Here is a 24,008-nt window from a genome sequence, read left to right on the forward strand (position 1 = left end):
CGGAAGCCGCCCGGTAGGGTAGGATGGGCGTGATCGGAAACGTGGCCTGATGCACATCATCGATCGACGCCTCAATCCGGGCGGCAAGAGCCTGGCGAACCGGCAGCGCTTCCTGCGGCGCGTGCGCGACGTGGCGCAGCGCGCCGTCCGGGAGGCGGCCCGCGACCGGGACATCCGCAACATCGACAAGGAGGCGAGCGTCACCGTCCCGGCGGACGGGGTGCGCGAGCCGAAATTCGTCCGCTCCCCCGGCAGCGGCGTGCAGGACCACATCCTGCCGGGCAACAAGACCTACGTGGAGGGCGACACGATCGAGCGCCCGCCGCGGGGCCAGGGCGGCGGGGGCGGCGGCCAAGCCGGGGACGGCGGCCAGGACAGCGAGGATTCCTTCCAGTTCGTGCTCACCCGGGAAGAGTTCCTCGAACTCTTCCTCGAAGACCTCGAACTGCCGGACCTCGCCAAGCGGCGCCTCGCCGTGGTCCAGACGGAGGCGCTGCGCCGGGCCGGCTACATGGTCTCGGGCTCGCCCGCCAACCTCGCGCTCACGCGCACCCTGCGCAACTCGCTGTCGCGGCGCATCGCCCTCAAGCGGCCGAAGGCCGACGACCTCGCCGCCCTGGAGGCGCAGGTCCGGGAGATCGAGGCCCGCGACCCCGACGCGCCCGAACTCCCTGACCTTCTGGCGGAACTGGAGCGGGTGCGCACCCGCTCGCAGCGCATCCCCTACATCGACCCGATCGACCTGCGCTACCGGCGCTTCGAGGCCTATCCGCGCCCGGTGGCCCAGGCGGTGATGTTCTGCCTCATGGACGTCTCGGGCTCGATGACCGAGCACATGAAGGATCTCGCCAAGCGGTTCTACATCCTGCTGCACATCTTCCTGGTGCGCCGCTACAAGCACGTCGAGATCGTGTTCATCCGCCACACCGACCAGGCCAAGGAGGTCGACGAAGAAACCTTCTTCGGCTCGCGCGAGACCGGCGGCACGCTGGTCTCCTCGGCGCTCGTCGAGATGAAGCGGATCGTGGCCGAGCGCTACAATCCCGAGGACTGGAACATCTACGCGGCCCAGGCCTCGGACGGCGACAACGTGTCGAGCGACTCGACCACCTCGCAGGATCTGCTGCGCTCGGCCATCCTGCCGGCCTGCCAGCACTTCGCCTATCTGGAGGTCGGCGACGAGACCGGGCCGCGGGCGGGCTTCGTGGAGCACCGCACCACGCTGTGGCGGACCTACGAGCCCGTCGCCAAGGCCAATCCGGTGCTCGCCATGCGCAAGGTCAACCACCGGCGCGACATCTACCCGGTCTTCCGCGAGCTGTTCGCCCGCAAGGCCGGGCAGGAGAACGCGGCGCCCTGACACCCCCGAGGGGGCGGGCCGGGGAGAGCGGTCCGCCGGAGGATACGAGAGGTCCAGGCTTCGATGAGTTCAGCCCCGAGCGGGACGATCCGGCCCGCCAGCCCCGCCCTGGTCCGGACGGGCGAGCCTCTGTTCACCGGAAACGACTGGGACTTCGACACCATCCGGCGCATCCACGACGCCTGCGAGGCGGTGGCCGGACCGGAACTGGGCCTGAGCTGGTACCCGAACCAGATCGAGATCATCACCGCCGAGCAGATGCTCGACGCCTACGCGTCGATCGGCATGCCGCTCTTCTACAAGCACTGGTCGTTCGGCAAGCACTTCGCCCAGCACGAGGCCGGCTACCGGCGCGGCCTGATGGGGCTCGCCTACGAGATCGTCATCAACTCCAACCCGTGCATCTCCTACATCATGGAGGAGAACACGGCGACGATGCAGACGCTGGTGATCGCGCACGCCGCCTTCGGCCACAACCACTTCTTCAAGAACAACTACCTCTTCCGCCAGTGGACGGATGCCGAGGGCATCCTCGACTACCTCGACTTCGCCAAGCGCTACATCTCGCGCTGCGAGGAGCGCTACGGCCACGGCGCCGTCGAGGCGGTGCTGGACGCCGCCCACGCGCTGATGAACCAGGGCGTCCACCGCTATCCGCGCAAGAAGCGTCCCGACCTCTCCTCCGAGCAGCGCCGCGAGCGCGAGCGCAAGGAACATCAGGAGAGGATGTACAACGACCTCTGGCGCACGCTCCCCGCCAAGGCCAAGACCGACAAGCCGGATCTTTCGGTGGAGCGCCGCCGCGCGCTGCTCGAACTGCCCCAGGAAAACATCCTCTACTTCCTGGAAAAAGCCGCGCCCCGCCTGCGGCCCTGGCAGCGCGAGATCCTGCGCATCGTCCGCCACGTGGCGCAGTATTTTTACCCGCAGCGCCAGACCAAGGTGATGAACGAGGGCTGCGCCACCTACTCGCATTACCGGATCATGACCCGGCTCTCCGAGACCGGGCGGATCAGCGAGGCGGCCTACCTCGAATTCCTGCAGTCGCACACCAACGTCATCCGGCAGCCGACCTACGAGGACCGCCATTACGGCGGCCACAACCCCTACGCGATCGGCTTCGCCATGATGACGGACATCGCCCGCATCTGCACCGAGCCGACCGAGGAGGATCGGGCGTGGTTCCCCGACATCGCCGGCTCCGGCGACCCGATGGGAGTGCTGCGCGACGTCTGGGAAAACTACCGCGACGAGAGCTTCATCGCGCAGTTCCTCTCACCCCGCCTGATGCGCCAGCTGCGGCTCTTCCACGTGGTGGACGACCCCGACCAGCCGGAGCTGCGGGTCGAGGCGATCCACGACGAACGCGGCTACCGGCGCCTGCGCCGGGCCTTCGCGCGCCAGTACGACGTCGCATGGCTCGACCCCGACATCGAGGTGATCGACGTCGACCTGGAGGGGGACCGCAAGCTGATCCTGCACCACCGGGTGCTCAACCGCGTCCTCCTGCAGAAGGAGGACGCGCACCGCGTGCTCCAGCACCTCGCCGACCTCTGGGGCTACGACGTGCTGCTGAAGGAAGTCGACCCCGCCACCGGCACGGTGCTCAAGGAGCACACCGCGAGCGCGCGGCCGACCTTCTTCTGAGGGGGTTTCGGCCGGCAACCGGAGCTGGCGCGGGGAACCCCTCTCCCGTGCGGGAGAGGGGCAGGGGATCGAAGATCCCGCGTGAGGGTCTAGATGGTTCCGTTTTGACGCTGAGAACGCGGTGAGGGGAGCGGAACGGGGCAGGCTCAAACACGAAGCGTGGTGCTGGGAGCGGAAGCGTGGTGTCTTCTTGCTGCACCCTCCCGGGACCCTCACCCCTACCCCTCTCCCGCACGGGAGAGGGGATCCCGCGCTGACCGCGGGAACCGACGGTGCAATGCAGGCCGGACCGCCTCACTCAGCCCGCCCGCACCTCCCGGGCGGCCTCGGCGGCGCAGCGCGTGACGAGGGCGGGCAGGTCCCGCACCTCGACGCCGCGCGCGTCGAGATCGGCGCGCAGCCGCGCCACCAGGGCCTCCTCGGTGAGCGGAAGCGCCACGGTCTCGACGAGGCGGCGCGTGTAATCCTCGGCCTCGGCCTCCGTCAGCCCGAGGCGGCGGGCGATCCAGGTCCCGATCATCCGGTTGCGGCGCACCAGGGTGAGGAAGCGCAGCTCCTCCTCGTGCGCGAACAGCGTCTCGAAGGCCCGCTCCCGTTCCTCGAACATCGTCGTCATGGTCGCGCTCCGTTCCGGTCCCGATGCGGCCATGCTACGCCGATCCGGACTGGGCGCCAGGGCGCGGGCGCCGCCCGGCGATCACTCGATCGCGAGGCAGAACGGCTCGCCCTCGAAGGCGTCGGCGCCGCGCCCGATCGCGGTGATCGCCGCAACCATCCGGCCGTCGCGGCCGAGCACCTCGTCGGCCACCGCGACGAGGCGGCGGTTCGGGGTGGCGGAGGGCGACAGCTGCCGCAGGCGCTGCGCCAGCTCCGCCTCGTCCCGGTCCGGATGCAGCGCGCAGGCCGCGATGTAGGCCGCCGCGGTCGAGCGGCTGATTCCGGCGTAGCAGTGCAGGACCAGCGGCCGCCCCCGGTCCCAGGCACGCAGGAAGGCCAGGAACCGCTCCACATGCGCCCGCTCGGGCAGGACGTGGTCCGTCATCGGGGCGGAGATGTCGCTGATCCCGAGGATCAGGTGATCGTCCTCCCGGATCGTGGCCGGCCGCCGGACGGCGGTGCCGCGGGTGACCAGGGTGACGACGTGGCTGGCGCCGACCGCCGCCACGGTCTCGGGCAGGCGCGAGAGGGAACAGACGTGGAGGGTGGGCACGGATCTCAGGCCTCGGTGCGGGCGGGCGCGCGGGCGGGCGCCGCGAGCGCGTGGAAGCGGGCGAGGAAGCGCTCCTGCGCCTCCGCGGTGGGCCAGGGGACGAGGAGCGCATCGACCGCGGCGTGCAGGGGCTCGGGCCGTCCGAAGACCTTCAGGGCCTCCTCGCGCGCGAAGCCGGCGAGCCGCGTGGCTTCGAGGAAGGCCGCGAGCCGGTCGGCCCGCTTGATCAGCCGCTGCATCGCGGCGGCCGGCTGCGGGCTGAGGCCGAAGCGCAGCCGGATGGCGCCGAGCAGGCGCAGCTCCACCGCCTTGTAGGACGGGCCGATCGCCGCCTTGAAGGGCGAGATCATGTCGCCGATCACGTATTCGGGCGCGTCGTGCAGCAGGAGGTCGAGCCGCTCGGGAGCGCTCGCCTGCGGGCAGAAACCGGCGCCGATCGCCTCGACCAGGAGCGCGTGCTGGGCCACCGAGAAGACGTGCGGCCCCGCCGTCTGGCCGTTCCAGCGCGCGACCCGGGCGAGGCCGTGGGCGATGTCGCCGATCTCGACATCCAGCGGGGAGGGATCGAGGAGGTCGAGGCGGCGGCCCGAGAGCATGCGCTGCCACGCGCGGGGCGGCCGGCTCATGCTCATGCGGCGGTCCCATGCCCCGTTCCCGGCCCAACCCCATGCCCTTCGGGGCCGGGCAGGGCCGCGCAGGGTCCATGGCGACAGCAACCGACGAGGTGGTCGTTGACCATGCCCACCGCCTGCATGAAGGCGTGCACGATGGTGGGGCCGCAGAAGCCGAAGCCCTCGGCCTTGAGCGCCTTCGACAGGCGGCGCGACACCGCGGTCTCGGTGGCGATCTCCGCCCGGTCGCGGGCGGTTCCCTGCACCGGCCGCCCGTCCACGAAGTCCCACAGGAAGGCCGAGAAGCCGGGGCCCCGCTCCTGGATGGCGAGGTAGGCGCGGGCGCTCCGCACCGTGCCGACGATCTTGGCGCGGTTGCGGATGATGCCGGGATCCGCCATCAGCGCCGCGACCTCCGCCTCGCCGAACCGGGCGATGATCTCGGGCTCGAAGCCCCGGAAGGCGCGCCGGAAGCCGTCGCGGCGGCGCAGGATGGTGATCCACGACAGGCCGGCCTGGAACCCGTCGAGGATCAGCTTCTCGAACAGCGCCCGGTCGTCGAGCTCCGGCACGCCCCACTCGGTGTCGTGATAGGCGACGTAGAGCGGATCGAGGCCCGGCCACCAGCAGCGCGCGTGCCCGTCGGGATGGTAGATCAGTCCGGAGGCCATGGCTGCTGCGGATCAGGCCACGAACTCGGCCGCGGCGAAGCCCTGGAGGTAGAGCAGGGCGGTGAGGTCCCCGTGCTCCACGCGGGCATGCGCCGCCGCGGCGACCGCGGGCTTGGCCCGGAAGGCGACGCCGAGCCCGGCTTCTTCCAGCATGGCGAGGTCGTTGGCCCCGTCGCCCACCGCGAGCGTCTCGGCGGGGGAGAGCCCGAGGCGGTCGCGCAGCTCGATCAGGGTCGCGCGCTTGGCCTCGCGCCCGACGATCGGCTCCTCGACCCGGCCGGCGAGGCGCCCGTCCGCCACCACGAGGCGGTTCGCCCGGTGCTCGTCGAACCCGATCCGGGCCGCCACCGGCCCGGTGAACAGCGTGAACCCGCCCGAGACGAGGCACGCATAGGCGCCGTGCGCCCGCATGGTCTGCACCAGCGTGCGCCCGCCCGGCGTCAGGGTGATGCGCTCGGCGATCACCGCGTCGATGGCGCCGACCGGCAATCCTTCGAGGAGGGCCACCCGCTCGCGCAGGGCCGGCTCGAACGCGATCTCGCCGCGCATCGCCCGCTCGGTGATCGCCGCGACGTGGTCCTTGAGCCCGACCCGATCGGCGAGTTCGTCGATGCATTCCTGCCCGATCATGGTGGAGTCCATGTCGGCCAGGACGAGACGCTTGCGCCGATGGGCGTCGGCCGGGCGCACGGCCACGTCGATCGGCTCGTCGCCGAGCGCGTGGCGCAGCCGCTCGGCGAGCGACGGCGCGGAATCGGGCGCGCCCGGGACCAGCACCTCGGCGGCGACCTCGCCGTGCAGGATGCGCGGCTGATGCTCCGTGGCCAGCACCCGGCGGGCCTCGGCCAGCACCGCGTCCGTGATGGCGGGGCGCGCGGGGTTTGCTATCAGGGTCGCCACAAGGGTCATCACGGCACTCGTCTGGCCCGGCACGGCGTCGGGAGCGAAAATGGTCGGGCGTCAGGCGATCCTCATCGCAGGGCCGACCGCCTCGGGCAAGTCGGCCCTGGCGCTCGCGCTCGCCCGCGCGCGGGGCGGGGTGGTGATCAACGCCGACTCGATGCAGGTCTACCGCGACCTGCGCCGGCTCACCGCCCGGCCGAGCGAGGCCGAGGAGGCAGAGGCGCCCCACCGCCTCTACGGGCACGTGGACGGGGCGGTGAATTTTTCGGTCGGCCATTACCTCGCGGACGCCGCCGCGGTGCTGGACGAGACATGGGCGGCGGGGCGCCTGCCGGTGCTGGTCGGCGGCACCGGGCTGTATGTCAAGGCGATGCTGGAGGGCCTGTCCGAGATCCCGGCCGTGCCGGAGGCGGTGCGGGCCGCGGTGCGGGCGCAGGCCGAGGCGCGCGGGACCGCGGCGCTCCACGCGGAGCTCGCCCTGCGCGACCCGGAGGGCGCGGCCCGGATCGCTCCGGGCGACCGCCTGCGGGTGCTGCGCGCCCTGGAGGTCCTGGCCGCCACCGGCCGCCCGCTCGCGGCCTTCCAGGGCACCCGCCGGCCGGGGCCGCTGGCCGGGGCCGCGTGCGAAAAACTGTTTCTGGTGCCGGACCGCGCCGTCCTGCGGGCGCGCATCGACGCGCGCTTCCTCGCCATGATGGAGGCGGGGGCGCTCGACGAGGTGCGGGCGCTGCGGGCGCGGCGCCTCGACCCGATGCTGCCGGTGATGCGCGCCCACGGGGTGCCGGGCCTGATCGCCCACCTCGACGGCGCGGTCACGCGCGAGGAGGCGGTGGCGCGGGGCCAGGCCGACACCCGCCGCTACGCCAAGCGGCAGGTGACGTGGTTCCGCCACCAAGTGGGCGGGGACTGGCGCTGGCTGGCGCCGGAGGAGGCCGCGGCCCTGGCGCGCGGCTGAGCCGCGCCGGCTGCCCGGCCCGCGCGCCTCGTCTCAGGGAACCATGCAGCGCAGCATGCGGTCGGCTGCGCCACACCCTCGCCGACACCCGGGGCAGGGCGCCGGCCGCGCCTCACTTCTCCAGGCGCGCGATCAGGCTCGACGTGTCCCAGCGTCCGCCGCCGAGCGTCTGCACCTCGGCGTAGAACTGATCGATCAGGGCCGTCACCGGCAGCAGCGCCTTGTTGTGGCGGGCCTCCGCGAGCACGATCGACAGGTCCTTGCGCATCCAGTCGACCGCGAAGCCGAAGTCGAACTTGTTCTGGTTCATGGTGCGACCGCGGTTCTCCATCTGCCAGGAGCCGGCCGCGCCCTTGGCGATCACCTCGAGCACCGCCTCGATGTCGAGCCCGGCGCGCTTGCCGAAATGGATGCCCTCCGCGAGGCCCTGCACCAGCCCGGCGATGCAGATCTGGTTCACCATCTTGGTGAGCTGGCCCGAGCCCGCCGGCCCCATCAGCCGGCAGGAGCGGGCGAACGCCGCGATGACCGGCTCGACCCGAGCGTAGGTCTCAGGCTCGCCGCCGCACATCACCGTGAGCACGCCGTTCTCGGCGCCCGCCTGCCCGCCGGAGACCGGCGCGTCCACGAAGCCGAAGCCGCCCGCGGCGGCGGCCGCCGCGAGTTCGCGCGCCACCTCCGCCGAGGCGGTGGTGTGGTCCACGAAGACCGCGCCCGCGCGCATGGCCGAGAAGGCGCCGTCCGGACCGGTGGTGACCTGGCGCAGGTCGTCGTCGTTGCCCACGCAGGCGAACACGATCTCCTGGTCGGCGGCGGCCTCGGCGGGGGTGGCGGCGCTGCGCCCGCCATGGGCGGCGACCCAGGCCTGCGCCTTCTCGGCCGTGCGGTTGTAGACCGTGACGTCGTGGCCCTTGGCGGCGAGATGGCGTGCCATCGGCGCCCCCATCACGCCGAGACCGAGAAACGCGACCTTCGCCATGCTGAACACTCCCTGCCGGCCCCGTGCGCCGGGCGGTCCCGTGTAGTGAGGCGAGGGCGCGGCCGTCAAACCGCCGTGCCGGCCGCGGCCGGCCCGAGCCGCGCGCCCGGCCTACTTCGTGTCGACCTTGGTGTCGAAGGGGAGGTACTTGGCGCGGATGCGGTCGTAGGTGCCGTCCGCGATGATCGCCGCGAGCGCCGTGTCGAACGCCTCGCGCAGGCCCGCGTCGGACTTGCGGAAGGCCGCGCCGATGCCCTCGCCGAGGAGCGGGTCGCCCGCGGGCGCGTCCCCCACGAGGCGGCAGCAGGCGGCGCCGTCCGGCAGTTCGAGGATGCGCCACAGGTCGAGCTTGTCGCCGAACACGAGGTCGAGGCGGCCGAGCCGCAGGTCGTAGCCGGCGTCGCGCAGGCTGTCGAAGGTGCGGATGTCCGCCTCGGGCGCGCGCTCTTCCAGGTAGGCGAGCTGGGGGGCGTGCGCGGCGACGCCCACGGCGCGGCCCTTCAGCGCGGCCGGATCGAGCCGGCCGGCCACCGCGTCGCGCCGCGCCATGAAGGCGGAGGGAATGCGGTAATAGGGCCGCGAGAAGGCCACCCGTGCGCGGCGCTTGGCCGTGATGGCGAGCGAGGCCATGATCGCGTCGTACTCGCCGGTCTCCAGGCCCTTGATGAGGCCGTCCCACTGGTGCAGCACGATCGCGCAGGTGAGCTTGGCGGCGGCGCAGAGCGCCTGGGCGAGGTCGACCTCGAACCCCGCCGGCTTGCCGTCCTCGACGTAGTTGAAGGGCGGCTTGCCCCCTTCGGTGGCGATGCGCACCGGCGAGGGCAGCGGGTCGGCGCGGGCCGAAACCATCGCGGCGGCGAGGGCGACGAGGAGGCCCGCGAGCAGGAACGCGGTTCGGCCGGCCGGCCGGCGGGCCCGGGCCGCCGCGTCGCTCGCCGGAGGGTCGCAGATTCTCGTCGGACAACCGTAGGACACGGCGCGGGACCCTCGTCGATCGGGGCTTGACCGCTCCTTGCCACGCCCGCCCGCACCCGCGCAACAGCGCGCGTGACGCGGCGTTGGGCGGGGCGCCGGCCCGGCGGGGCCGGCCTCAGGGTTAAGCCGCCCTTAAGGGGGTTCGGCGCCCAATCGCGACATGCGCCGGATCGACCGCTCCCGCATTCCCCATCCTCGTCAGGGCCTCGCCGAATCCCCCTCGGCGGCGCTCGCCGACCCCGTCCGCGCGGGCCGGGACGTGATCGCGCTGGTGGAGGCGGACGTCGCGCGGGCCGGCGGCGCGCCGCGCCCGGCCGCTTCGGCCGGCTCTGCTGCCGATCTCGCCCGGGCGGCCGGCCGCGTCGCCGAGGTCTGCAGCACCCTGTCGAGCGAGGGGGCGGGCGCCGGCGAGGTGCTGGCGCAGGCCGGGCGCCATCTCGGCCTCGCCGGGATGCGCTGCGGCGAGGCCGCCCGGTCCGCCCTGCCGCTCGCGGGGGCGGCCGGGGAGATCGACGCCCTGGCGGCGGCGTTGTCCGGCGTGGCCCGGCGCGCCCATCTGGCAGCACTCCAGGCGACCGTCGAGGCGGCTCGGCTCGGCGAGGCCGGCGAGGGCACGCTGCGGCTCGCGCAGGCGGTGCGGATCCTGTCCGCCGAGGGCAGCCGCAGTGCCGCTGCCCTGCGCGGCCTCGGCGACCGGGCGGGCGCCGCCGCGGGCGCCATCGCGGCGGCACGCGCGGCCGAGGCCCTGGTTGGCGGCCTGGGGCCGGTGCTCGACACGCTCACCGCCGCGAGCCGCGGGCAGGCCGCGACCGCCGCCGATCTCGCGGCCGAGGCCGCCGCGATGGCGGACGCGCTCGACACCCTGGCGGAGGCCGAGGCCCCGGAGCCGGCATCCCCACTCGGCGCGCGGGTGGTGGCGGCCCTGCGGCAGGCCGAACTCGGCGACCGCCGGCTCCACGACCGCTATCCGGTCGACCTGCCGGCCCGGGTCGGCACCTTCGGCGTGGGGCGGGTTCGCGATCTCGGGCGCGGCGGGCTCCTGCTCGCCCCGCCGGAGGGCCTGCGCCCGACTGTGGGGACGCCGCTCGCCCTGGCGGTGCGCCCGCTCGGCCAGTTACGGGTGACGGTGGTGGGCGTGAGCGCGCGCGGGCTGCACTGCGCCTTCGCGGAGCCCATTTCCGAGGCCGTGCGGCAGGCGGCGGCGCGGATCGAGGCGGAGCACCGGCCGCTCGTCGCGACCGCGCAGGCCGGGGCCGCGCAGATCGGCGCGGCGCTGGAGGCCGCGATCGGCTCCGGGCTTCTCGGCCGCGACGCGCTGTTCGACGATGCCTACCGGCCGCTGCCCGGCACCGATCCGCCGCGCTTCCTCACCGCGGCGCTGCCGGCGCTGGAAGAGATCCTGCCGCCGATCCTGGAGCCGCTGCTGATCGCGGACGAGCGCCTCGCCCATTGCTTCGCGGTCGACCGCCACGGCTACGCGCCGGTGCACAACCGCCGCTTCTCGCAGGCCCCGCGCCCGGACGATCCGGCCTGGACCGCCCGCCATTCCCGCCATCGGCGCTTCCACGACGATCCGGCCGGCCTCACCGCGGCCCGCTCGACGCGGCCCTTCGTGGTGCAGATGTGCCGCCCGGAGGGGCAGGCCCGGCCCCCGCTGCGCGAGATCGCGGTGCCGATCCGCGTCCACGGCCGCCACTGGGGCGGACTGCGGATGGGCTACCGGCTGTAGCCGTCCGCTCCGGACAGCCCGGCCGGATCAGCGCGGCATCCGGCTCGGGCTCGCGGCCATCACCGAGCGGATCAGCGCGTCCCCGTCCAAGTCCTGGCCGGTATAGCCGAGCAGGGCGGCGAGCTGCGTGCGGGCGCGCGAGACCCGGCTCTTGATGGTGCCGATCGCCACGCCCATGATCTGCGCCGCCTGCTCGTAGCTCACCTCCTGCACGCCCACGAGGATCAGCACCTCGCGCATGTCGGGGCGCAGCCGCCCCAGCGCCACCTGCACCTCGGCGAGGCTGATCCCGTGATCCTGGCGAGGCGCCACGGCGAGCGTCGCCGCGTACTGGCCGTCATCGTCCTCGACCTCCCGCGAGCGCTTGCGGCGCAGGGAGTAGAAGATGTTGCGCATGATCGTGAACAGCCACGCGTCGAGATTGCTGCCGGGCTGGAAGCGATGCTGGTTCTGCCAGCCCCGCAGCACCGTCTCCTGCACGAGATCGTCCGCCTCGGCGGAGCGGCCCGCGAGGCTGAGCGCGAAGGCGCGCAGGGAGGGCAGGGCGCGCATCAGGCCGGCATGGAAGGCCCGCGCATCCGCGTCGGACTGCTCGTCCAGGGCCTGAGTGAGCCGGGCCAGCAGGCTCGCCAGCGGCGCGGACAGCTCCTGGCTCTGGTGCGCGGCGTAGAGGTCGCGCAGCAGGAAGCCGAGATGGTCGCGCACCGGCTCGGCCAGCGACACGGGCGCGGCGGCGGCTTCATCGGACGAGCGGAGCAAGGGACCTCCCACCATACTGCACAGGAGTACTACTCCAGCGGCAGGTATGGCGGGGCCTCCTGGCGTCAAGGTGGGCGGGTTCCGGCCGGAGGGAACCGTCTCCTCCTATCGGGCGAGGGAGCGGCGCCTGCGCCGTTCGGGCGCAGGCGCCGCGGTCCGTCTCACGCGGCGCGGGCGGCCTCCAGGAAGCGGTCGATGTCGGCGCGCAGCCGGTCGAGCTGCGTCCCGAGCGTCGCGCGCGCCGCGACCACGCCCTGCGCCGCCGACGCGGCCGAGTTGGTCGAGCCGCGCAGGGTCTCGATGGTGCCCGCCACCTCCTGGGTGTTCGCCGCGGTCCGCTGCACGGTGACGGCGATGTCCTGGGTGACGGCCGTCTGCTCCTCCACGGCCGCCGCGATGGCGGTCGCGATGGTGCTGACATCGCCGATCACCCGCACGATCTCCTGGATGTCCGCGGCGCTGCGCAGGGTCGCGTCCTGGATCGCGCCGATCCGCGCGCCGATCTCCGTGGTGGCCTTCGCGGTCTGTCCCGCGAGCGACTTCACCTCGCTCGCCACCACGGCGAAGCCGCGGCCCGCCTCGCCGGCCCGCGCCGCCTCGATCGTCGCGTTGAGCGCGAGCAGGTTCGTCTGGCCGGCGATCGAGGAGATCAGGTCGACCACCTGCCCGATCTCGCGCGCCTGCTCGGCCAGCCCGCACACCGTGCGCTCGGTGCGCTGCGCGCTCTCGACCGCTTGGCGCGCGACCTCCGCGGAGCGGCCGGCCTGCCCGCCGATCTCGCGCACCGAGACGGCGAGTTCCTCGGCGGCGGCCGCGCCGGTCTGCATGTTGGCGGAGGTCTGACCGGCCGCGGACGCGACGTTGTCGGCGAGATCCCCGGCCTCGGCGGTGGCCGCGTCCATCGTCGCGGCGCTCCGCGCGAGGTCGTCGCCGGCCGCGCTCGACACCGAGAGGCTGGCCTGCACCGCCTCCGAAAACGTCGCGATCGCCCCCGACAGCACCTCGCCCTTCCGCTGGCGCTCTTCGAGCAGCACCTCCTGGTAGACCGAGATGGCGAAATCCATGTCGAGCATCACCGCCTTGTTGAGGGCGGCCACCTGCCGGGCGAGGGTCTTGCGTGCGCCGAACCCCGCCCGCTGCGACAGGAGCCGCACCAGCTCGTTCAGCACGAAGGCGTAGCCGCCGATGTACCAGCGCGGCTCCAGCCCGATCTTGTGGTGGACGCGGCCGATGCGTCGGATGCTGGCGACGTAATCCTCGTCGAAGCGTCCGCTGAACAGGCGCTCCCAATGCGCGGATTGGGTGCTCACGAGGCGGTCCTGCTGCCGGCCGATCAACGCCGCGAGGTGGGGCACCGCCGTGATCTTCGCGTAGAACCGGGCGAGCACCTGCGGCAGCGCAGGCCCCACGATGGCCCATAGCTGCGGCAGCTCCGCCACCGTGCTGCGATCAATTTCGAGGAACGCCAGACGCTCCGACACAGAATCATTATTCATCTTGGCAGGCCATTGACAGCAGTTCGCAACACGAACACTGCATAACTAATGTTAATGATGTATTTTAATCAGACAAAACTCGAACGAGATCGCGATCCGCCGATGGCCTAAGCCGATTGACCGAGGACATCCCTCGCCGAAGCGGAGAACGGCTCGATGACTCAGGGCTTCGCCCGAGGGCGGGGCGACCGCCGAGGCGCCGGCCCCGCGCCGAGCCGACCGGCCCACATCCGGCCGATGCAATCATCCCGACACACTCGGGGGCTAGGCCGGGGCCTGCCGGAGCCGATCGGTGCCATCGCACACCGACCGGACGCCGGTGCCCGTGCCCCCTTCGCCGCCGCGAGGCGGGTGCCCGCAAGGCGGGCCCATCCAGGCGAGGTCAGAATGAGCACTGTCATCACCCGGCGCGTCGCGCTGGCGATCCAGGCCCAGGACAGCCTCCGCGCGGCCCCGCTCGGCATCGACGAGCAGGCGGCCGAGGATCTCGCCCGCGCGGCGATCGCCGCGTACGGCGACGCCCTGGCCGAGGCCGGGCTGGCGATCGTGCCGCTCACCACCGTCAAGGCGCTGCAGGCGCGGGCGGGCCGCAGCCTGGAGCGCACCGGCCAGGATGGCGCGGGCCGCGAGGTGGTGCGGGCGCGGCTCAGCCTCTACCGCTCGCTGGGGAGCCGCAAGGCGTGAGCCGCCCCTCCGGCAGCCCTCAGCTGAGCAGCGACGACAGGACGACCGCCACCGCGCCTCCCGCGACGGCGAGGCCGAGCAGCACGACGCTGCTGAGCTGATCGCCCGTATCGACGGTTTCGCCCTGCCTGTGCTGGGGATGGTTGCCTGCCATGATCGCCTCCCGTGCCGCGCCCCGCGGGCGCCCACGGATCAAGGCGATCCGGGCCGATCGGTTGCACCGCGCGGCGGCCGGCCATTGACTTTTCGGGCCGCGGAGGTAAACGCCACGGCACCACGGGCGGTGCTGCGCGTCGCCCGAACCCGGCGTGCGGCCCGAAAAGCCGACGATGACCGGCCGTTCCGTTCAACCCCGCCAGGCGCCGGCCGGAGCCGGCCGAGACCCGCGAGACTGTTTCCCATGAAGATCCGCAATTCGCTGAAGTCGCTGCGCGGCCGGCATCGCGACAACCAGATCGTGCGCCGCAAGGGCCGCGTCTACGTCATCAACAAGACCCAGAAGCGCTACAAGGCCCGCCAGGGCTGAGGGCAGGGGCCACGCTCCTGCACAGGGGCCTCTGGCTCCTGCGGAAGGGCTGTCCAGCCCCTCGCCGCCGCGGCAAGCCATCGCGTTGACCGCGGCCCGGCCGCATCCGACGATGAGGCCATGCGCCGCCTCACCGTCGCCCTGACCCTCCTCGCCGGGCTCGCCCTCGCCGCACCGTCGGCGGGTGCCGCAGGCCCGGAGCCGGGCGCCGCCTCCCGGGAGGCGCCCAAGGACGCGCCGAAGCCGCCGCCGACGCTCGACGACCTCTTCGCCCGGCTCAAGGCCGCGAAGGACGATCCGGAGGCCCGCGGCGTGGCGCAGCTCATCGAGCGCCGCCTCGACCGCTCCGGGAGCGACACGGTCGATCTCCTGGCCAACCGCGCCGGACAGGCCCTCAAGGACAAGGACACCGCGCTCGCCGTCGAACTGCTCGACCGGGTCGTGACCCTCGAACCGGGCTGGGCCGAGGGCTGGAGCCGGCGCGCCACCGCCTTCTACCTCCTCGACGATCAGGCGAGCGCGCTCGCCGACCTCAACCGGGCGCTGCGGCTGGAGCCGCGGCACTTCGAGGCCTGGGCCGCGCTCGCCCACATCTACATGGCGAGCGACGACAAGGTCCGGGCGCTCGCCGCCTTCCGCAAGGCGCAAGACCTCTACCCCCGCATGGGCAAGCTGCGCGAGGCGATCGAGCGCCTCGCCCCCGACGTCGACGGCCGCGACCTGTGATCCGGGGACCTGTGACCCGGCCTTGGCGCGCCCCGCCAGATGCCGGGCCAGATGCCGGGCCATGAGCGGCGCGGGCTGCGGCGGATCGGGCGCGTGCTGACGCTCGCGGCGGCCGTGACGGTCGGCCTCGTCGCGGCCCTGATCGCCGCAGGCGCCCTCGCCACCTGGATCATCACGTCCCGGATCGAGGCGCGTTACCCGCCGGCCGGGCGGCGCGTGCCGGTGGCGGGCGGCCACCTCGCGGTGCTGGAGGCCGGCCCCGCCGAGGGCCAGCCGAGCCGCGGCACGGTGGTGCTGCTCCACGGCGCCTCGGCCAACGGCATGGACCCGATGCAGGCCTTCGGCCGCCGCCTGGCGGGCCGGGGCTTTCGCGTGCTCGCCGTCGACCGCCCGGGCTTCGGCTGGAGCGACCGCCTCGCCGGGGCGCAGGCCGCCTCGCCCGCCGTGCAGGCGCGGCTGATCGGCGAGGCGCTGGACCGGCTCGGCGCGGGGCCCGCCGTGGTGGTCGGCCATTCCTGGGGCGGCGCGCTCGCCGCCAGCCTCGCCCTCGACGCCCCCGAGCGGGTCGCGGGCCTCGTGCTCCTCGCCCCCGCCCTCTATCCGTGGCCGGGCGGCACGGTCTCGGGCTACGCGGGCTGGTACCGCTCGCCGGTCGGCCGGGTGCTGCTGTGGCTCGCCGCGCGCACGATCGCGGCCCCGCTCGGCCTGCGCTACCTCGACCGCTTCTCCGAGGTGGTCTTCCGCCCCCAGAGCCTGCCGCCGGACTATCTCGACGGGGCGCGGGTGCCCCTGGTGCTGCGCCCCGCGACCTTCCTGGCGAACCTCGAAGACCTCGACGGGCTCTACGCCTTCTTGGAGCGGCAGAGCCCGCGCTACCCCGAGATCACGGCTCCGACCGCGCTCGTGGCGGGCGACATCGACCCGATCGTGCGCACCGAGGTCCACGCCGCCGCGATGGCGCGCGCGGTGCCCGGCGCAACGCTGACGGTGCTGCCGGGCATCGGCCACATGCTGCACTACACGGCGACGGACGCGGTGGTGGCGGCGGTGGAAGAGGTGGCGGCGCGCCAGCGGGCGGAGGCCGACTGAGCCGGCTTCCCCGCGCGGCCGGCACCCTCGCGGGCGGGCCTCCGGCGGCGTATGCTCGCGCAGCTATGCCCTCGCACCGAAGCGTTCTGCGCCCAGGTGGGCACCCTGGCCCGAGTGGACACCGGTTCGGCGCGAGAGAGCGCAAGATCGACGGAGAACGGCCTCCGATGGCCGCGCGGTCGGAGGGCGCTCTCGGCAGCCGGAGGACCACACAATGGCGTTCATCGTGGTGTCCCAGACGGTCTTCGAAGAGGGCAGGGCCGCGAGAGCCGCCGGCCGGCCCCACACGGACGATCCCTACCGCGCCGGGTCGCAGGACAGCGCGGATTGGCTCGCCGGGTACACGGCCGACGAGGCGGATGCGGACGGCGAGGAGGCCCGCCCTGCCGAGAGGCGGACGGGCGACGGCGAGGCTCGCCGGCCCTGACGGCCGGAGGCCCGGTACTCCCCGACCGGCCCGGCCTTGAGGTCAGCGTCCCGCAGCCCGGCGGCGACGCCTCACGCCTTGGCGGCGTGCTCGCGGGTCACCTGGGCGATGCGGATCAGGTTGGTCGCGCCCGGCGTGCCGAAGGGCAGGCCCGCCACCACGATCACCCGCTCGCCGACCTTGGCGAAGCGCTCGCGCACCGCGAACTTGCAGGCGCGAAAAGACATGTCGTCGATGTCGCTGGCGTCGTTCGTGACGATCGGGTGGGTGCCCCAGGCGAGCGCGAGGCGCCGCGCCGTCTCGCGCTTCGGCGTCAGCGCGATCACCGAGGCGTTCGGGCGGGCGCGGGCGAGGCGCAGGGCCGTGGAGCCCGAGGCCGTCCAGGCCATGATCGCGTCGAGGTTGAGCGTGTCGACGATCTGGTGGGCGGAGGCCGCGATCGCGTCCGAGGCGGTGGCCTCGGGGGCGGAGCGCTGCGCGGCGATGATCGACCAGTAGATCGCGTCGCGCTCCACCTGCTCGGCGATCCGGTTCATGGTCGCGACCGCCTCGACCGGGAAGGCGCCGGACGCGCTCTCGGCCGAGAGCATCACGGCGTCGGCCCCCTCGTAGACCGCGGTCGCCACGTCCGAGACCTCGGCCCGGGTCGGGACCGGGGCGGTGATCATCGATTCGAGCATCTGGGTCGCCACCACCACGGGCTTGCCGAGGCGGCGCGCCCCGCGGGTGATCCGCTTCTGCACGCCGGGCACCTGTTCGAGCGGCATCTCGACCCCGAGATCGCCGCGGGCGACCATCAGCCCGTCCGACGCCTCCATGATGGCGTCGAGGCGGGCCAGCGCCTGCGGCTTCTCGATCTTGGCCATCACCAGGGCGCGCGACCCGGCGATGGCCTTGACCTCCGCCACGTCCTCCGGGCGCTGCACGAAGGAGACGGCGACCCAGTCGACGTTGGCGGCGAGCCCGGCGTCGAGGTCGAGGCGGTCCTTCTCAGTCATGGCGGCGACCGGGATGGTGGTGTCGGGCAGCGACACGCCCTTGCGGTTCGAGATCCGCCCGCCGACGAGGACGCGGGTGACGACGCGGTCGGGCGAGGCCTCCGTCACCGACAGGCGCAGCTTGCCGTCGTCGATCAGCACGCTGTGGCCCGGCTCCAGGGAAGACAGGATCTCCGGGTGGGGCAGGTGGACCCGGGTGGCGTCGCCCGGCGTCGCGTCGCCGTCGAGCACGAAGGTCTGGCCGCTCTCCAGCCGCGCGGCGTCCTCGGCGAAGCGGCCGACCCGCAGCTTCGGCCCCTGAAGGTCGAGCAGGATGGCGATCGGCCGGCGCAGACGCTGCTCGATCGCCCGGATCACGCCGACGCGCTCGATCAGGCGCTCGCGCGGCAGGTGGCTCATGTTGAGGCGGAAGACGTCGGCCCCGGCCTCGAACAGCTTCTCGATCACCTCCGGGTCCTCGGAGGCCGGCCCGAGGGTGGCGACGATCTTGGTGCGGCGGGCGCGCTTCATGGGGGTGATTCCGGGCGGGCCGAGAGCGAAAGACGATCCGCGCGGTCGATTCCGGAGGTCGGAACCGGCGCGGGCGGGGCTCCGTGCCTAGTGACGTTCGCGCATCGATGCAACGGACGGACCGGGCCACGGCCCGCGAATTGGACGAAAGACGTCTCTCCCGTCCTCCCGACACCGCATGGCTGTCCGGAGACAATCGATGGCGCGGGATCCCCTCCCCGTGCGGGAGAGGGGCTCCCCGCGCCATCCTCGTCGAAGAATTTCCCCGGACAGCCATGCGGAACCCGGAAGCCCGGCCCGCTCGTCCCGGCGCGGATAAGAATCTTGGGGCGAACGCCCTCCGTCAGGGCGAGGAGGCGGGGCGGCCCGGATCGGTGAGCTGGATGGTCCAGCTCTTCTGCTCGCCGGTATCGACCTCGAAGAAGCCGTTGCGGTCGTAGCCGCGGGCGAGGCAATCCTCGACGCCCCGGATGGTGAACTCGCGGTCGCGGGTGCACATCAGCGAGCGCCCGCTCCACTCGCCGCCGCGGTCGTAATCGACCGCGAAGACGTAGTAGTAGCGCGCCGCGAGCGCGCCCTTGACCAGGGTCTCGCAGGCCTTGGCGGAGAGATTCCACCAGCCCTCCGTCACCCAGCCGCCGGGGTCGCGGTAGCCCAGCGCGACGCCGATGCGGCTCCCCGTCATGTTGCACATGCGCAGGTCCGCCCGGGCCGGCGAGGCCGCGAGCACGCCGCCCGCCAGGGCGAGCGCGAGGACGACGCGGCGCACGCGCTCAGCCGACCAGGATGATCCGGCAATCATTGACGTTGGTGCGGGTGGGACCGGGCCGGACGAGGTCGCCGATCCGCTCGAAGAAGGGGGTGGAATCGTTCTCGGCGAGGCTCACGCGCGGGTCGAGGCCCGCTGCTGCGGCGCGCGCCAGGGTGGTCTCGTCCACGAGAGCGCCGGCCGGGTCGGTGGCCTCGCCGCGCCCGCCATCGGTGCCGTCGGTGTCGGCCGAGAGGCCGGCGATGCCCGCCGCGCCGTCGAGGGCGACGGCGAGCGCGAGGGCGTATTCCTGGTTCGGCCCGCCCTGGCCCTCGCCGCGGATCGTCACCGTGAGCTCGCCCCCTGAGATCAGCGCGACCTTGCGGCCCTCGGCGGCCATCTGGCGGGCGATCGCGGCGTGCTCGGCGGCGACCTCGCGCGCCTCGCCCTCGAGGTCGGCGCCGAGCAGCACGGGCTCGTAGCCGGCGGCCGCAGCGGCGGCGGCGGCCGCGTTCAGGGCATCGACCGGCCGGGCGATGATGCGGAACGCGGTGCGGGAAAAGAGCGGGTCGCCGGGCTTGGGGCTCTCGTTGGCCGGATCGTTCAGCAGCGCCTCCGCGGCCGGGGGCAGGGGGATGCCCCGCTTGGCGCAGATGGCACGGGCATCCGCCAGGGTCGTGGGGTCCGGCACGGTCGGCCCGGAGGCGATCACCGCCGGGTCGTCGCGGGGCACGTCGGAGATCGCGAGCGTCAGGAGGTGGCCGGCGTTGCGGGCGGCGAGCGCGAGCCGCCCGCCCTTGATGCGCGAGAGGTGCTTGCGCACGCAGTTGATCTCGTCGATGGCCGCGCCCGAGCGCAGCATCGCCTTGGTGATCCCCTGCTTCTCGGCCAGCGTCAGCGCGCCGGCGGGCGCGATCCAGTTCGCCGAGCCGCCCCCGGAGAGGAGCACCAGCACGAGGTCGTCGGGCCCGGCCGCCGCCGCGAGGTCGAGGCTGCGGCGCGTGGCGTCGATGCCGGCCTGATCCGGCACGGGATGACCGGCCTCCACCACCTCGATCACGCCCGCGGGCTCGCCGTAGCCGTGCCGGGCCACCGCCTGGCCGACGAGGCGGTCGGGGCCGAGGCCGTGCGCCTCGCGGTAGTGCCGCTCGGCCACCGCCGCCATGCTGGCGCCCGCCTTGCCGGCGCCCAGGATCACCAGCCGGCCGGCGGGCGGGGGCGGCAGTTCGGGCACGAGGCAGCCGCGCGGATGGGCGGCGGTGACGGCGGCGTCGAGGAGGCGCAGCAGGAGGGCGCGGCGCTCGTCGGCGGCCGGGGAGGGAGAGGCGGTCACGGGCGGATCCTCGCTGGTCGTTCGTCCGGGGGGCTGGTCAGCGGCGGCGCGGGCGGGCGACCGCGATGCCGAGGAAGATCAGGGCGCCGCCGAGGGCCTGGGGCAGGCTCAGCGCCTCGCCGAGCACCAGCCAGCCGAGCGCCGCCGCCGCCACGGCTTCGAGGAAGATCACCAGCGACGAGAAGGCGGCGGGCAGGCGCCCGAGCGCCACCGAGAGCAGCCCCTGGCCGCCCGCGTGGCTGAGCAGCGCCAGGGCCACGAGGCCGGCGATGCCGGTGGCGGTCTGCGGCAGGACCGGCCGCGTCTCGGCCGCGAGCACGATCCCGAAGAGCGCCAGCGCGGTGACGCAGGAGGCCACGAAGGTGACGCGCGCCGCCCCGAGGCCGCGCGCCCGGGCGCGCTCGACGGCCAGGAAGTAGAGGGCGAAGAAGACCGCCGTGACGACGCCGTCGCGGTCGCCCGCGAGCCGGGCCGGATCGACCTGGACCGACTGGCCGATCAGCGCGGCCCCGCCCGCGAGGCAGAGGCCGAGGCCCGCGAGCGTGCGCGCGGCCGGACGCCGCCCGAGGCCGATCCAGGCGAACAGCACCACGAAGACCGGCGCCGTGGTGGCGAAGAAGGTGGCGTTGGCGACCGTGGTGCCGAGGATGGCCCGGTGCCAGAAGACGAGGTCCCCCGCGAAGGCGAGGCCGGCAAGCAGCGCGGCGGGCGCGAAGGCGGCCCGCACGAGGTGGGGCCGGGTCGCCTCCTCGATCCGCATCCAGGCGTAGAGGGCCGGCAGGGCGAGGGCGACGCGCCAGAAGGCGCTGGCGAAGGGGCCGACCTCCGGGCTGACCACGCGCACCAGCACGGGCGAGACGCCCATCGCCACGGCGCCGAGAAACAGGGCCGCGAAGGCGAGGCCGGTCCCCTCCGCCGCGGCGGGTCCGGCTCCGCGGGGAGCCGCCCGCGGGCCGGTCGCGGCCAGATCGGGCAGGGAGGGGCGGGGCATGGCGGCGCGGTTCATCCTCTCGGCGCCGGACGGGGCGTTCCGGCGAAGCACCAGGGTTTGACGCACTGGGCCGGGAAGCACCAGGCCGGGAAGCACTAGGCCAAGACGCGTCCGGCGTCACCCGGCCCTCGGGACGCGGCCCGGTGGATGCCGCTCGCCCATTTGGGGTAAGGGACGCCGCGTCTTCCTCTCGCCCCGGTCCCCCATGCCCGATCCCGCCCCGTGCCAGCCCGTCGAGCGGATCCCGGGCGATCCGGCCTGCGGGCTCCTGCTCCTGTGCGATCATGCCTCGAACGCCGTGCCGGGGGATCTCGGCACGCTCGGGCTCGACCCGCCGCATTTCGCGCGGCACATCGCCTACGACATCGGCGCCGCGGCGGTGACGCGCTCGCTCGCCCGGCGGCTCGGGGCGCCGGCCCTGCTGACCACCTTCTCGCGGCTGGTGATCGACCCGAACCGCGGTCGCGACGACCCGACGCTGGTGATGCGGCTCTCGGACGGCACGATCGTGCCGGGCAACGCCCGCATCGACGCAGCCGGCGTCGCCGCCCGGGTCCGGCGCTTCTACGACCCCTACGACCAGGCGATCGAGGCGGCCCTGGCGGAGGCTTCTGCCGCCGGGCGCCCGCCCGCGCTCGTGGCGATCCACAGCTTCACCCCGGCCTGGCGCGGGGTACCGCGGCCGTGGGAGGTCGGCATCCTGTGGGACCCGCGCGACGGGCGCGTCGCCGCCCCGCTCATCGCCGGCCTGCGGGCCGACCCGGCCGGCTTCACGGTGGGCGACAACGAGCCCTATCTCGGGGGCCTGTCGGGCGACACGCTCGACCGGCACGCCACCGCCCGGGGGCTGCCGAACGCCCTGGTGGAGATCCGCCAGGATCTGATCGCCGACGAGGCCGGCGCGGAGGCCTGGGCGGCGCGCTTCGCGGGCCTGCTGGCGCCGCTGATGGTGCCTTGACGCTGCAGCCCCGAGGACCGACCTCAGCACCATCCCCGCCAGGAGCCCTGCCAGGAGAGCGCGCCATGACGAGCATCGACGACACCACCCGCACCGAACTCGAAGCCGCCGTCTTCCGGCGGCTGGTGGCGCACCTGCAGGGGCGCACCGACGTGCAGAACATCGACCTGATGAACCTCGCGGGTTTCTGCCGGAACTGCCTGTCGAACTGGCTCAAGGAGGCGGCCGACGCGCGCGGCCTGCCGCTCACCAAGGACGAGAGCCGCGAGCACGTCTACGGCATGCCCTACGAGACGTGGAAGGCGCAGCACCAGCGCGAGGCGAGCCCGGAGCAGGCGGCCACCTTCGCGGCGCGGGCCGAATCGCACTGATCCCTGAACGTCCGGTCGGCCGCCGGCCGGATGCCGCGCGGCCTCAGCCCGACGCGGCGCGGTAGGCCGTCCAGACCTCCATCGCCTCCGCCCGCATGAGCTGGCGCGCCGGGATCCGGCGCGCGGAGGCCGGCTTGCACACCTCCTCGGCCACCCAGGCGGCGTCGAAGCCCGCCGCGGCCGCGTCCGCGTTGGTGGAGGCGTAGACGATGCGGGCGATGCCGGCCCAGCAGGCGGCGGCGAGGCACATCGCGCAGGGCTCGGCGCTGGTGTAGAGCGTGGCATCGTCCAGCGTCGGGCGGCCCGCGGCCCGGCAGGCCTCGCGGATCGCCGCCATCTCGGCGTGCCATGTCGGATCGTTCTCGGCCGCCACCCGGTTCGCGCCCTCGGCCAGGATCCGGCCGTCCTGCACGATGACGCAGCCGAAGGGGCCGCCCGCCCGGTCCACCAGCGCGGTGGTCTCCGACAGCGCGATGGCGCGCGCCATGAACGTCCGGTCCTCGTCAGTCATGCGGCCCTCCGGGCATGTGGCCCTCCTGGGTTGTCCGGGCAGGAGCATGGGGCGGGCCAGCGCGGCTTCAACCCGCCGCAGCGCGGCTGGGTCGCAGGGCCCGGCAAGGTCTCGGTAAGGTTGAGAGACTATCAACACCGGGAAGGACGCACCTGCGAAGGTGCGTCGGCCCGCTCAAAGGGCCGCCGAAGGGCCACCAAGAGGGATTCGAGGATCATGGCTGCATCCCCCGCGCTCGCCGTCGACAACTCGTCGGTCGCCGCCGACCAGCTCAAGAGCATCATCGAGCGCATCGAACGCCTGGAGGAGGAGAAGGCCGGCCTCGCGGGCGACATCAAGGACGTCTACGCCGAGGCCAAGGCCAACGGCTTCGACACCAAGGTCCTGCGCAAGATCATCTCCCTGCGCAAGAAGGACCATGAGGAGCGCCAGGAGGAGGAGGCGATCCTCGAACTCTACATGCAGGCCCTCGGCATGGCGTAGGCCCCTGAACGGAAAGGACCGGGCGCCGGCCCGGTCCTCCCGTCGTTCCCGAACGGGCGTCGCTCAGCGGCTCGCCGGCACCGTCCCGCTGCTGGTGTTCGAGCCGCCGCTGTGGCCGCTGGTGGTCGGCGCGGCCGCCGGCGCGCCGGCGGACGGAGCCGTGACCGTGCCGGTGGTGCCGGGCCCGGGGCGCTCCGGCATGCCCTTCTCGGCGTTGCTCTTCACGCTGCCGGGATTGTTCATGTTCCGCTCGGCGCTGCCGGGAGCGGCGGTCTGGGCGAGGGCGGCGCCGGTGAGGGCGACCGAGGCCGCCAAGGCGAGAATCGTTGCGCGCATGTGTCGTCTCCGAAGGTGTGGC

At 73.7% G+C, this 24,008-nt stretch carries 28 protein-coding genes; 12 read left to right on the forward strand and 16 right to left on the reverse strand.

What is annotated here, in order from left to right:
- Positions 1-49 precede the first annotated feature (49 nt).
- Both ACKUB9_RS04535 and ACKUB9_RS04540 read left to right on the forward strand, forming a co-directional pair.
- Complete coding sequence (locus tag ACKUB9_RS04535; RefSeq protein WP_407519894.1) at positions 50-1,360, forward strand: YeaH/YhbH family protein; 1,311 nt, start codon at positions 50-52, stop codon at positions 1,358-1,360.
- A 63-nt stretch (positions 1,361-1,423) separates the two neighbouring features.
- Entirely contained in the window at positions 1,424-3,007 is a 1,584-nt protein-coding gene (locus tag ACKUB9_RS04540; protein WP_407519895.1) for a SpoVR family protein, read from the forward strand.
- 298 nt (positions 3,008-3,305) lie between these two features.
- Here ACKUB9_RS04540 and ACKUB9_RS04545 read toward each other — a convergent pair whose 3' ends face one another.
- The 5 genes from ACKUB9_RS04545 to serB all read right to left on the reverse strand — a co-directional run bounded on the left by ACKUB9_RS04545 (position 3,306) and on the right by serB (position 6,408).
- Complete coding sequence (locus ACKUB9_RS04545; RefSeq protein ID WP_407519896.1) at positions 3,306-3,623, reverse strand: DUF1476 domain-containing protein; 318 nt, start codon at positions 3,621-3,623, stop codon at positions 3,306-3,308.
- A gap of 81 nt (positions 3,624-3,704) precedes the next feature.
- Positions 3,705-4,217, reverse strand: a complete 513-nt coding sequence (locus ACKUB9_RS04550; protein WP_407519897.1) for a tyrosine phosphatase family protein — start codon at positions 4,215-4,217, stop codon at positions 3,705-3,707.
- 5 nt (positions 4,218-4,222) lie between these two features.
- Positions 4,223-4,843 (reverse strand): HD domain-containing protein, encoded by a 621-nt coding sequence (locus tag ACKUB9_RS04555; protein ID WP_407520085.1) that lies wholly within the window; start codon positions 4,841-4,843, stop codon positions 4,223-4,225.
- 2 nt (positions 4,844-4,845) lie between these two features.
- The gene (locus tag ACKUB9_RS04560; protein ID WP_407519898.1) at positions 4,846-5,499 is read right to left on the reverse strand and encodes a DNA-3-methyladenine glycosylase I; all 654 of its coding nucleotides are present in this window, start codon (positions 5,497-5,499) and stop codon (positions 4,846-4,848) included.
- 12 nt (positions 5,500-5,511) lie between these two features.
- Positions 5,512-6,408, reverse strand: coding sequence for a phosphoserine phosphatase SerB (serB, locus tag ACKUB9_RS04565; RefSeq protein ID WP_407519899.1), 897 nt, complete (start codon positions 6,406-6,408; stop codon positions 5,512-5,514).
- A gap of 40 nt (positions 6,409-6,448) precedes the next feature.
- Between serB and miaA the strand changes: the two genes are divergently transcribed.
- Positions 6,449-7,357, forward strand: a complete 909-nt coding sequence (gene miaA, locus ACKUB9_RS04570; protein ID WP_407519900.1) for a tRNA (adenosine(37)-N6)-dimethylallyltransferase MiaA — start codon at positions 6,449-6,451, stop codon at positions 7,355-7,357.
- 112 nt (positions 7,358-7,469) lie between these two features.
- Here miaA and ACKUB9_RS04575 read toward each other — a convergent pair whose 3' ends face one another.
- Both ACKUB9_RS04575 and ACKUB9_RS04580 read right to left on the reverse strand, forming a co-directional pair.
- Positions 7,470-8,336, reverse strand: coding sequence for an NAD(P)-dependent oxidoreductase (locus tag ACKUB9_RS04575; RefSeq protein ID WP_407519902.1), 867 nt, complete (start codon positions 8,334-8,336; stop codon positions 7,470-7,472).
- A gap of 111 nt (positions 8,337-8,447) precedes the next feature.
- A complete protein-coding gene (locus ACKUB9_RS04580) occupies positions 8,448-9,311 on the reverse strand; it encodes an ABC transporter substrate-binding protein (RefSeq protein WP_407519903.1) in 864 nt (287 codons plus the stop codon).
- A gap of 160 nt (positions 9,312-9,471) precedes the next feature.
- On the opposite strand from ACKUB9_RS04580, the gene ACKUB9_RS04585 reads away from it, so the two are divergent.
- The gene (locus tag ACKUB9_RS04585; RefSeq protein WP_407519904.1) at positions 9,472-11,040 is read left to right on the forward strand and encodes a methyl-accepting chemotaxis protein; all 1,569 of its coding nucleotides are present in this window, start codon (positions 9,472-9,474) and stop codon (positions 11,038-11,040) included.
- A 27-nt stretch (positions 11,041-11,067) separates the two neighbouring features.
- Here ACKUB9_RS04585 and ACKUB9_RS04590 read toward each other — a convergent pair whose 3' ends face one another.
- Both ACKUB9_RS04590 and ACKUB9_RS04595 read right to left on the reverse strand, forming a co-directional pair.
- Entirely contained in the window at positions 11,068-11,814 is a 747-nt protein-coding gene (locus ACKUB9_RS04590) for a sigma-70 family RNA polymerase sigma factor (protein ID WP_407519905.1), read from the reverse strand.
- Positions 11,815-11,960: 146 nt separating this feature from the next.
- Positions 11,961-13,280, reverse strand: coding sequence for a protoglobin domain-containing protein (locus ACKUB9_RS04595; RefSeq protein ID WP_407519906.1), 1,320 nt, complete (start codon positions 13,278-13,280; stop codon positions 11,961-11,963).
- Between the two features lie 402 nt (positions 13,281-13,682).
- Between ACKUB9_RS04595 and ACKUB9_RS04600 the strand changes: the two genes are divergently transcribed.
- Positions 13,683-13,979 carry a hypothetical protein gene (locus ACKUB9_RS04600; RefSeq protein WP_407519907.1) on the forward strand — a complete coding sequence of 99 codons (297 nt, stop codon included), beginning with the start codon at positions 13,683-13,685 and terminating at the stop codon, positions 13,977-13,979.
- 19 nt (positions 13,980-13,998) lie between these two features.
- Here the strand turns inward: ACKUB9_RS04600 and ACKUB9_RS04605 are convergent, their stop codons facing one another.
- Positions 13,999-14,133, reverse strand: coding sequence for a hypothetical protein (locus ACKUB9_RS04605; protein WP_407519908.1), 135 nt, complete (start codon positions 14,131-14,133; stop codon positions 13,999-14,001).
- A gap of 246 nt (positions 14,134-14,379) precedes the next feature.
- Between ACKUB9_RS04605 and ykgO the strand changes: the two genes are divergently transcribed.
- The 4 genes from ykgO to ACKUB9_RS04625 all read left to right on the forward strand — a co-directional run bounded on the left by ykgO (position 14,380) and on the right by ACKUB9_RS04625 (position 16,747).
- The gene (gene ykgO, locus ACKUB9_RS04610; RefSeq protein ID WP_015932380.1) at positions 14,380-14,505 is read left to right on the forward strand and encodes a type B 50S ribosomal protein L36; all 126 of its coding nucleotides are present in this window, start codon (positions 14,380-14,382) and stop codon (positions 14,503-14,505) included.
- Positions 14,506-14,625: 120 nt separating this feature from the next.
- Positions 14,626-15,231, forward strand: a complete 606-nt coding sequence (locus tag ACKUB9_RS04615) for a tetratricopeptide repeat protein (RefSeq protein WP_407519909.1) — start codon at positions 14,626-14,628, stop codon at positions 15,229-15,231.
- 51 nt (positions 15,232-15,282) lie between these two features.
- Positions 15,283-16,320 carry an alpha/beta fold hydrolase gene (locus ACKUB9_RS04620; RefSeq protein WP_407519910.1) on the forward strand — a complete coding sequence of 346 codons (1,038 nt, stop codon included), beginning with the start codon at positions 15,283-15,285 and terminating at the stop codon, positions 16,318-16,320.
- Between the two features lie 214 nt (positions 16,321-16,534).
- Entirely contained in the window at positions 16,535-16,747 is a 213-nt protein-coding gene (locus tag ACKUB9_RS04625) for a hypothetical protein (protein WP_407519911.1), read from the forward strand.
- Positions 16,748-16,818: 71 nt separating this feature from the next.
- Here the strand turns inward: ACKUB9_RS04625 and pyk are convergent, their stop codons facing one another.
- The 4 genes from pyk to ACKUB9_RS04645 all read right to left on the reverse strand — a co-directional run bounded on the left by pyk (position 16,819) and on the right by ACKUB9_RS04645 (position 21,327).
- Positions 16,819-18,255 carry a pyruvate kinase gene (gene pyk, locus ACKUB9_RS04630; protein ID WP_407519912.1) on the reverse strand — a complete coding sequence of 479 codons (1,437 nt, stop codon included), beginning with the start codon at positions 18,253-18,255 and terminating at the stop codon, positions 16,819-16,821.
- 343 nt (positions 18,256-18,598) lie between these two features.
- On the reverse strand, positions 18,599-19,057 hold the full coding sequence (locus ACKUB9_RS04635) for a DUF1036 domain-containing protein (RefSeq protein WP_407519913.1): 459 nt from the start codon (positions 19,055-19,057) through the stop codon (positions 18,599-18,601).
- Positions 19,029-20,336 carry a glycerate kinase type-2 family protein gene (locus tag ACKUB9_RS04640; RefSeq protein ID WP_410822945.1) on the reverse strand — a complete coding sequence of 436 codons (1,308 nt, stop codon included), beginning with the start codon at positions 20,334-20,336 and terminating at the stop codon, positions 19,029-19,031. The genes ACKUB9_RS04635 and ACKUB9_RS04640 overlap by 29 nt, the downstream gene beginning before the upstream one ends.
- A gap of 37 nt (positions 20,337-20,373) precedes the next feature.
- Positions 20,374-21,327, reverse strand: coding sequence for a DMT family transporter (locus ACKUB9_RS04645; RefSeq protein ID WP_407519915.1), 954 nt, complete (start codon positions 21,325-21,327; stop codon positions 20,374-20,376).
- A gap of 205 nt (positions 21,328-21,532) precedes the next feature.
- On the opposite strand from ACKUB9_RS04645, the gene ACKUB9_RS04650 reads away from it, so the two are divergent.
- Complete coding sequence (locus tag ACKUB9_RS04650; protein ID WP_407519916.1) at positions 21,533-22,285, forward strand: N-formylglutamate amidohydrolase; 753 nt, start codon at positions 21,533-21,535, stop codon at positions 22,283-22,285.
- A 65-nt stretch (positions 22,286-22,350) separates the two neighbouring features.
- A complete protein-coding gene (locus ACKUB9_RS04655; protein ID WP_407519917.1) occupies positions 22,351-22,656 on the forward strand; it encodes a DUF1244 domain-containing protein in 306 nt (101 codons plus the stop codon).
- A 43-nt stretch (positions 22,657-22,699) separates the two neighbouring features.
- Here the strand turns inward: ACKUB9_RS04655 and ACKUB9_RS04660 are convergent, their stop codons facing one another.
- Positions 22,700-23,167 carry a nucleoside deaminase gene (locus ACKUB9_RS04660; RefSeq protein WP_407519918.1) on the reverse strand — a complete coding sequence of 156 codons (468 nt, stop codon included), beginning with the start codon at positions 23,165-23,167 and terminating at the stop codon, positions 22,700-22,702.
- Positions 23,168-23,383: 216 nt separating this feature from the next.
- On the opposite strand from ACKUB9_RS04660, the gene ACKUB9_RS04665 reads away from it, so the two are divergent.
- Positions 23,384-23,650, forward strand: a complete 267-nt coding sequence (locus ACKUB9_RS04665; protein ID WP_238233756.1) for a DUF2312 domain-containing protein — start codon at positions 23,384-23,386, stop codon at positions 23,648-23,650.
- A gap of 63 nt (positions 23,651-23,713) precedes the next feature.
- Here the strand turns inward: ACKUB9_RS04665 and ACKUB9_RS04670 are convergent, their stop codons facing one another.
- Complete coding sequence (locus ACKUB9_RS04670; RefSeq protein WP_407519919.1) at positions 23,714-23,986, reverse strand: hypothetical protein; 273 nt, start codon at positions 23,984-23,986, stop codon at positions 23,714-23,716.
- Positions 23,987-24,008 lie beyond the last annotated feature (22 nt).

The organism is Methylobacterium oryzisoli, from assembly GCF_046557895.1.
GTDB classification, from domain to species: domain Bacteria; phylum Pseudomonadota; class Alphaproteobacteria; order Rhizobiales; family Beijerinckiaceae; genus Methylobacterium; species Methylobacterium oryzisoli.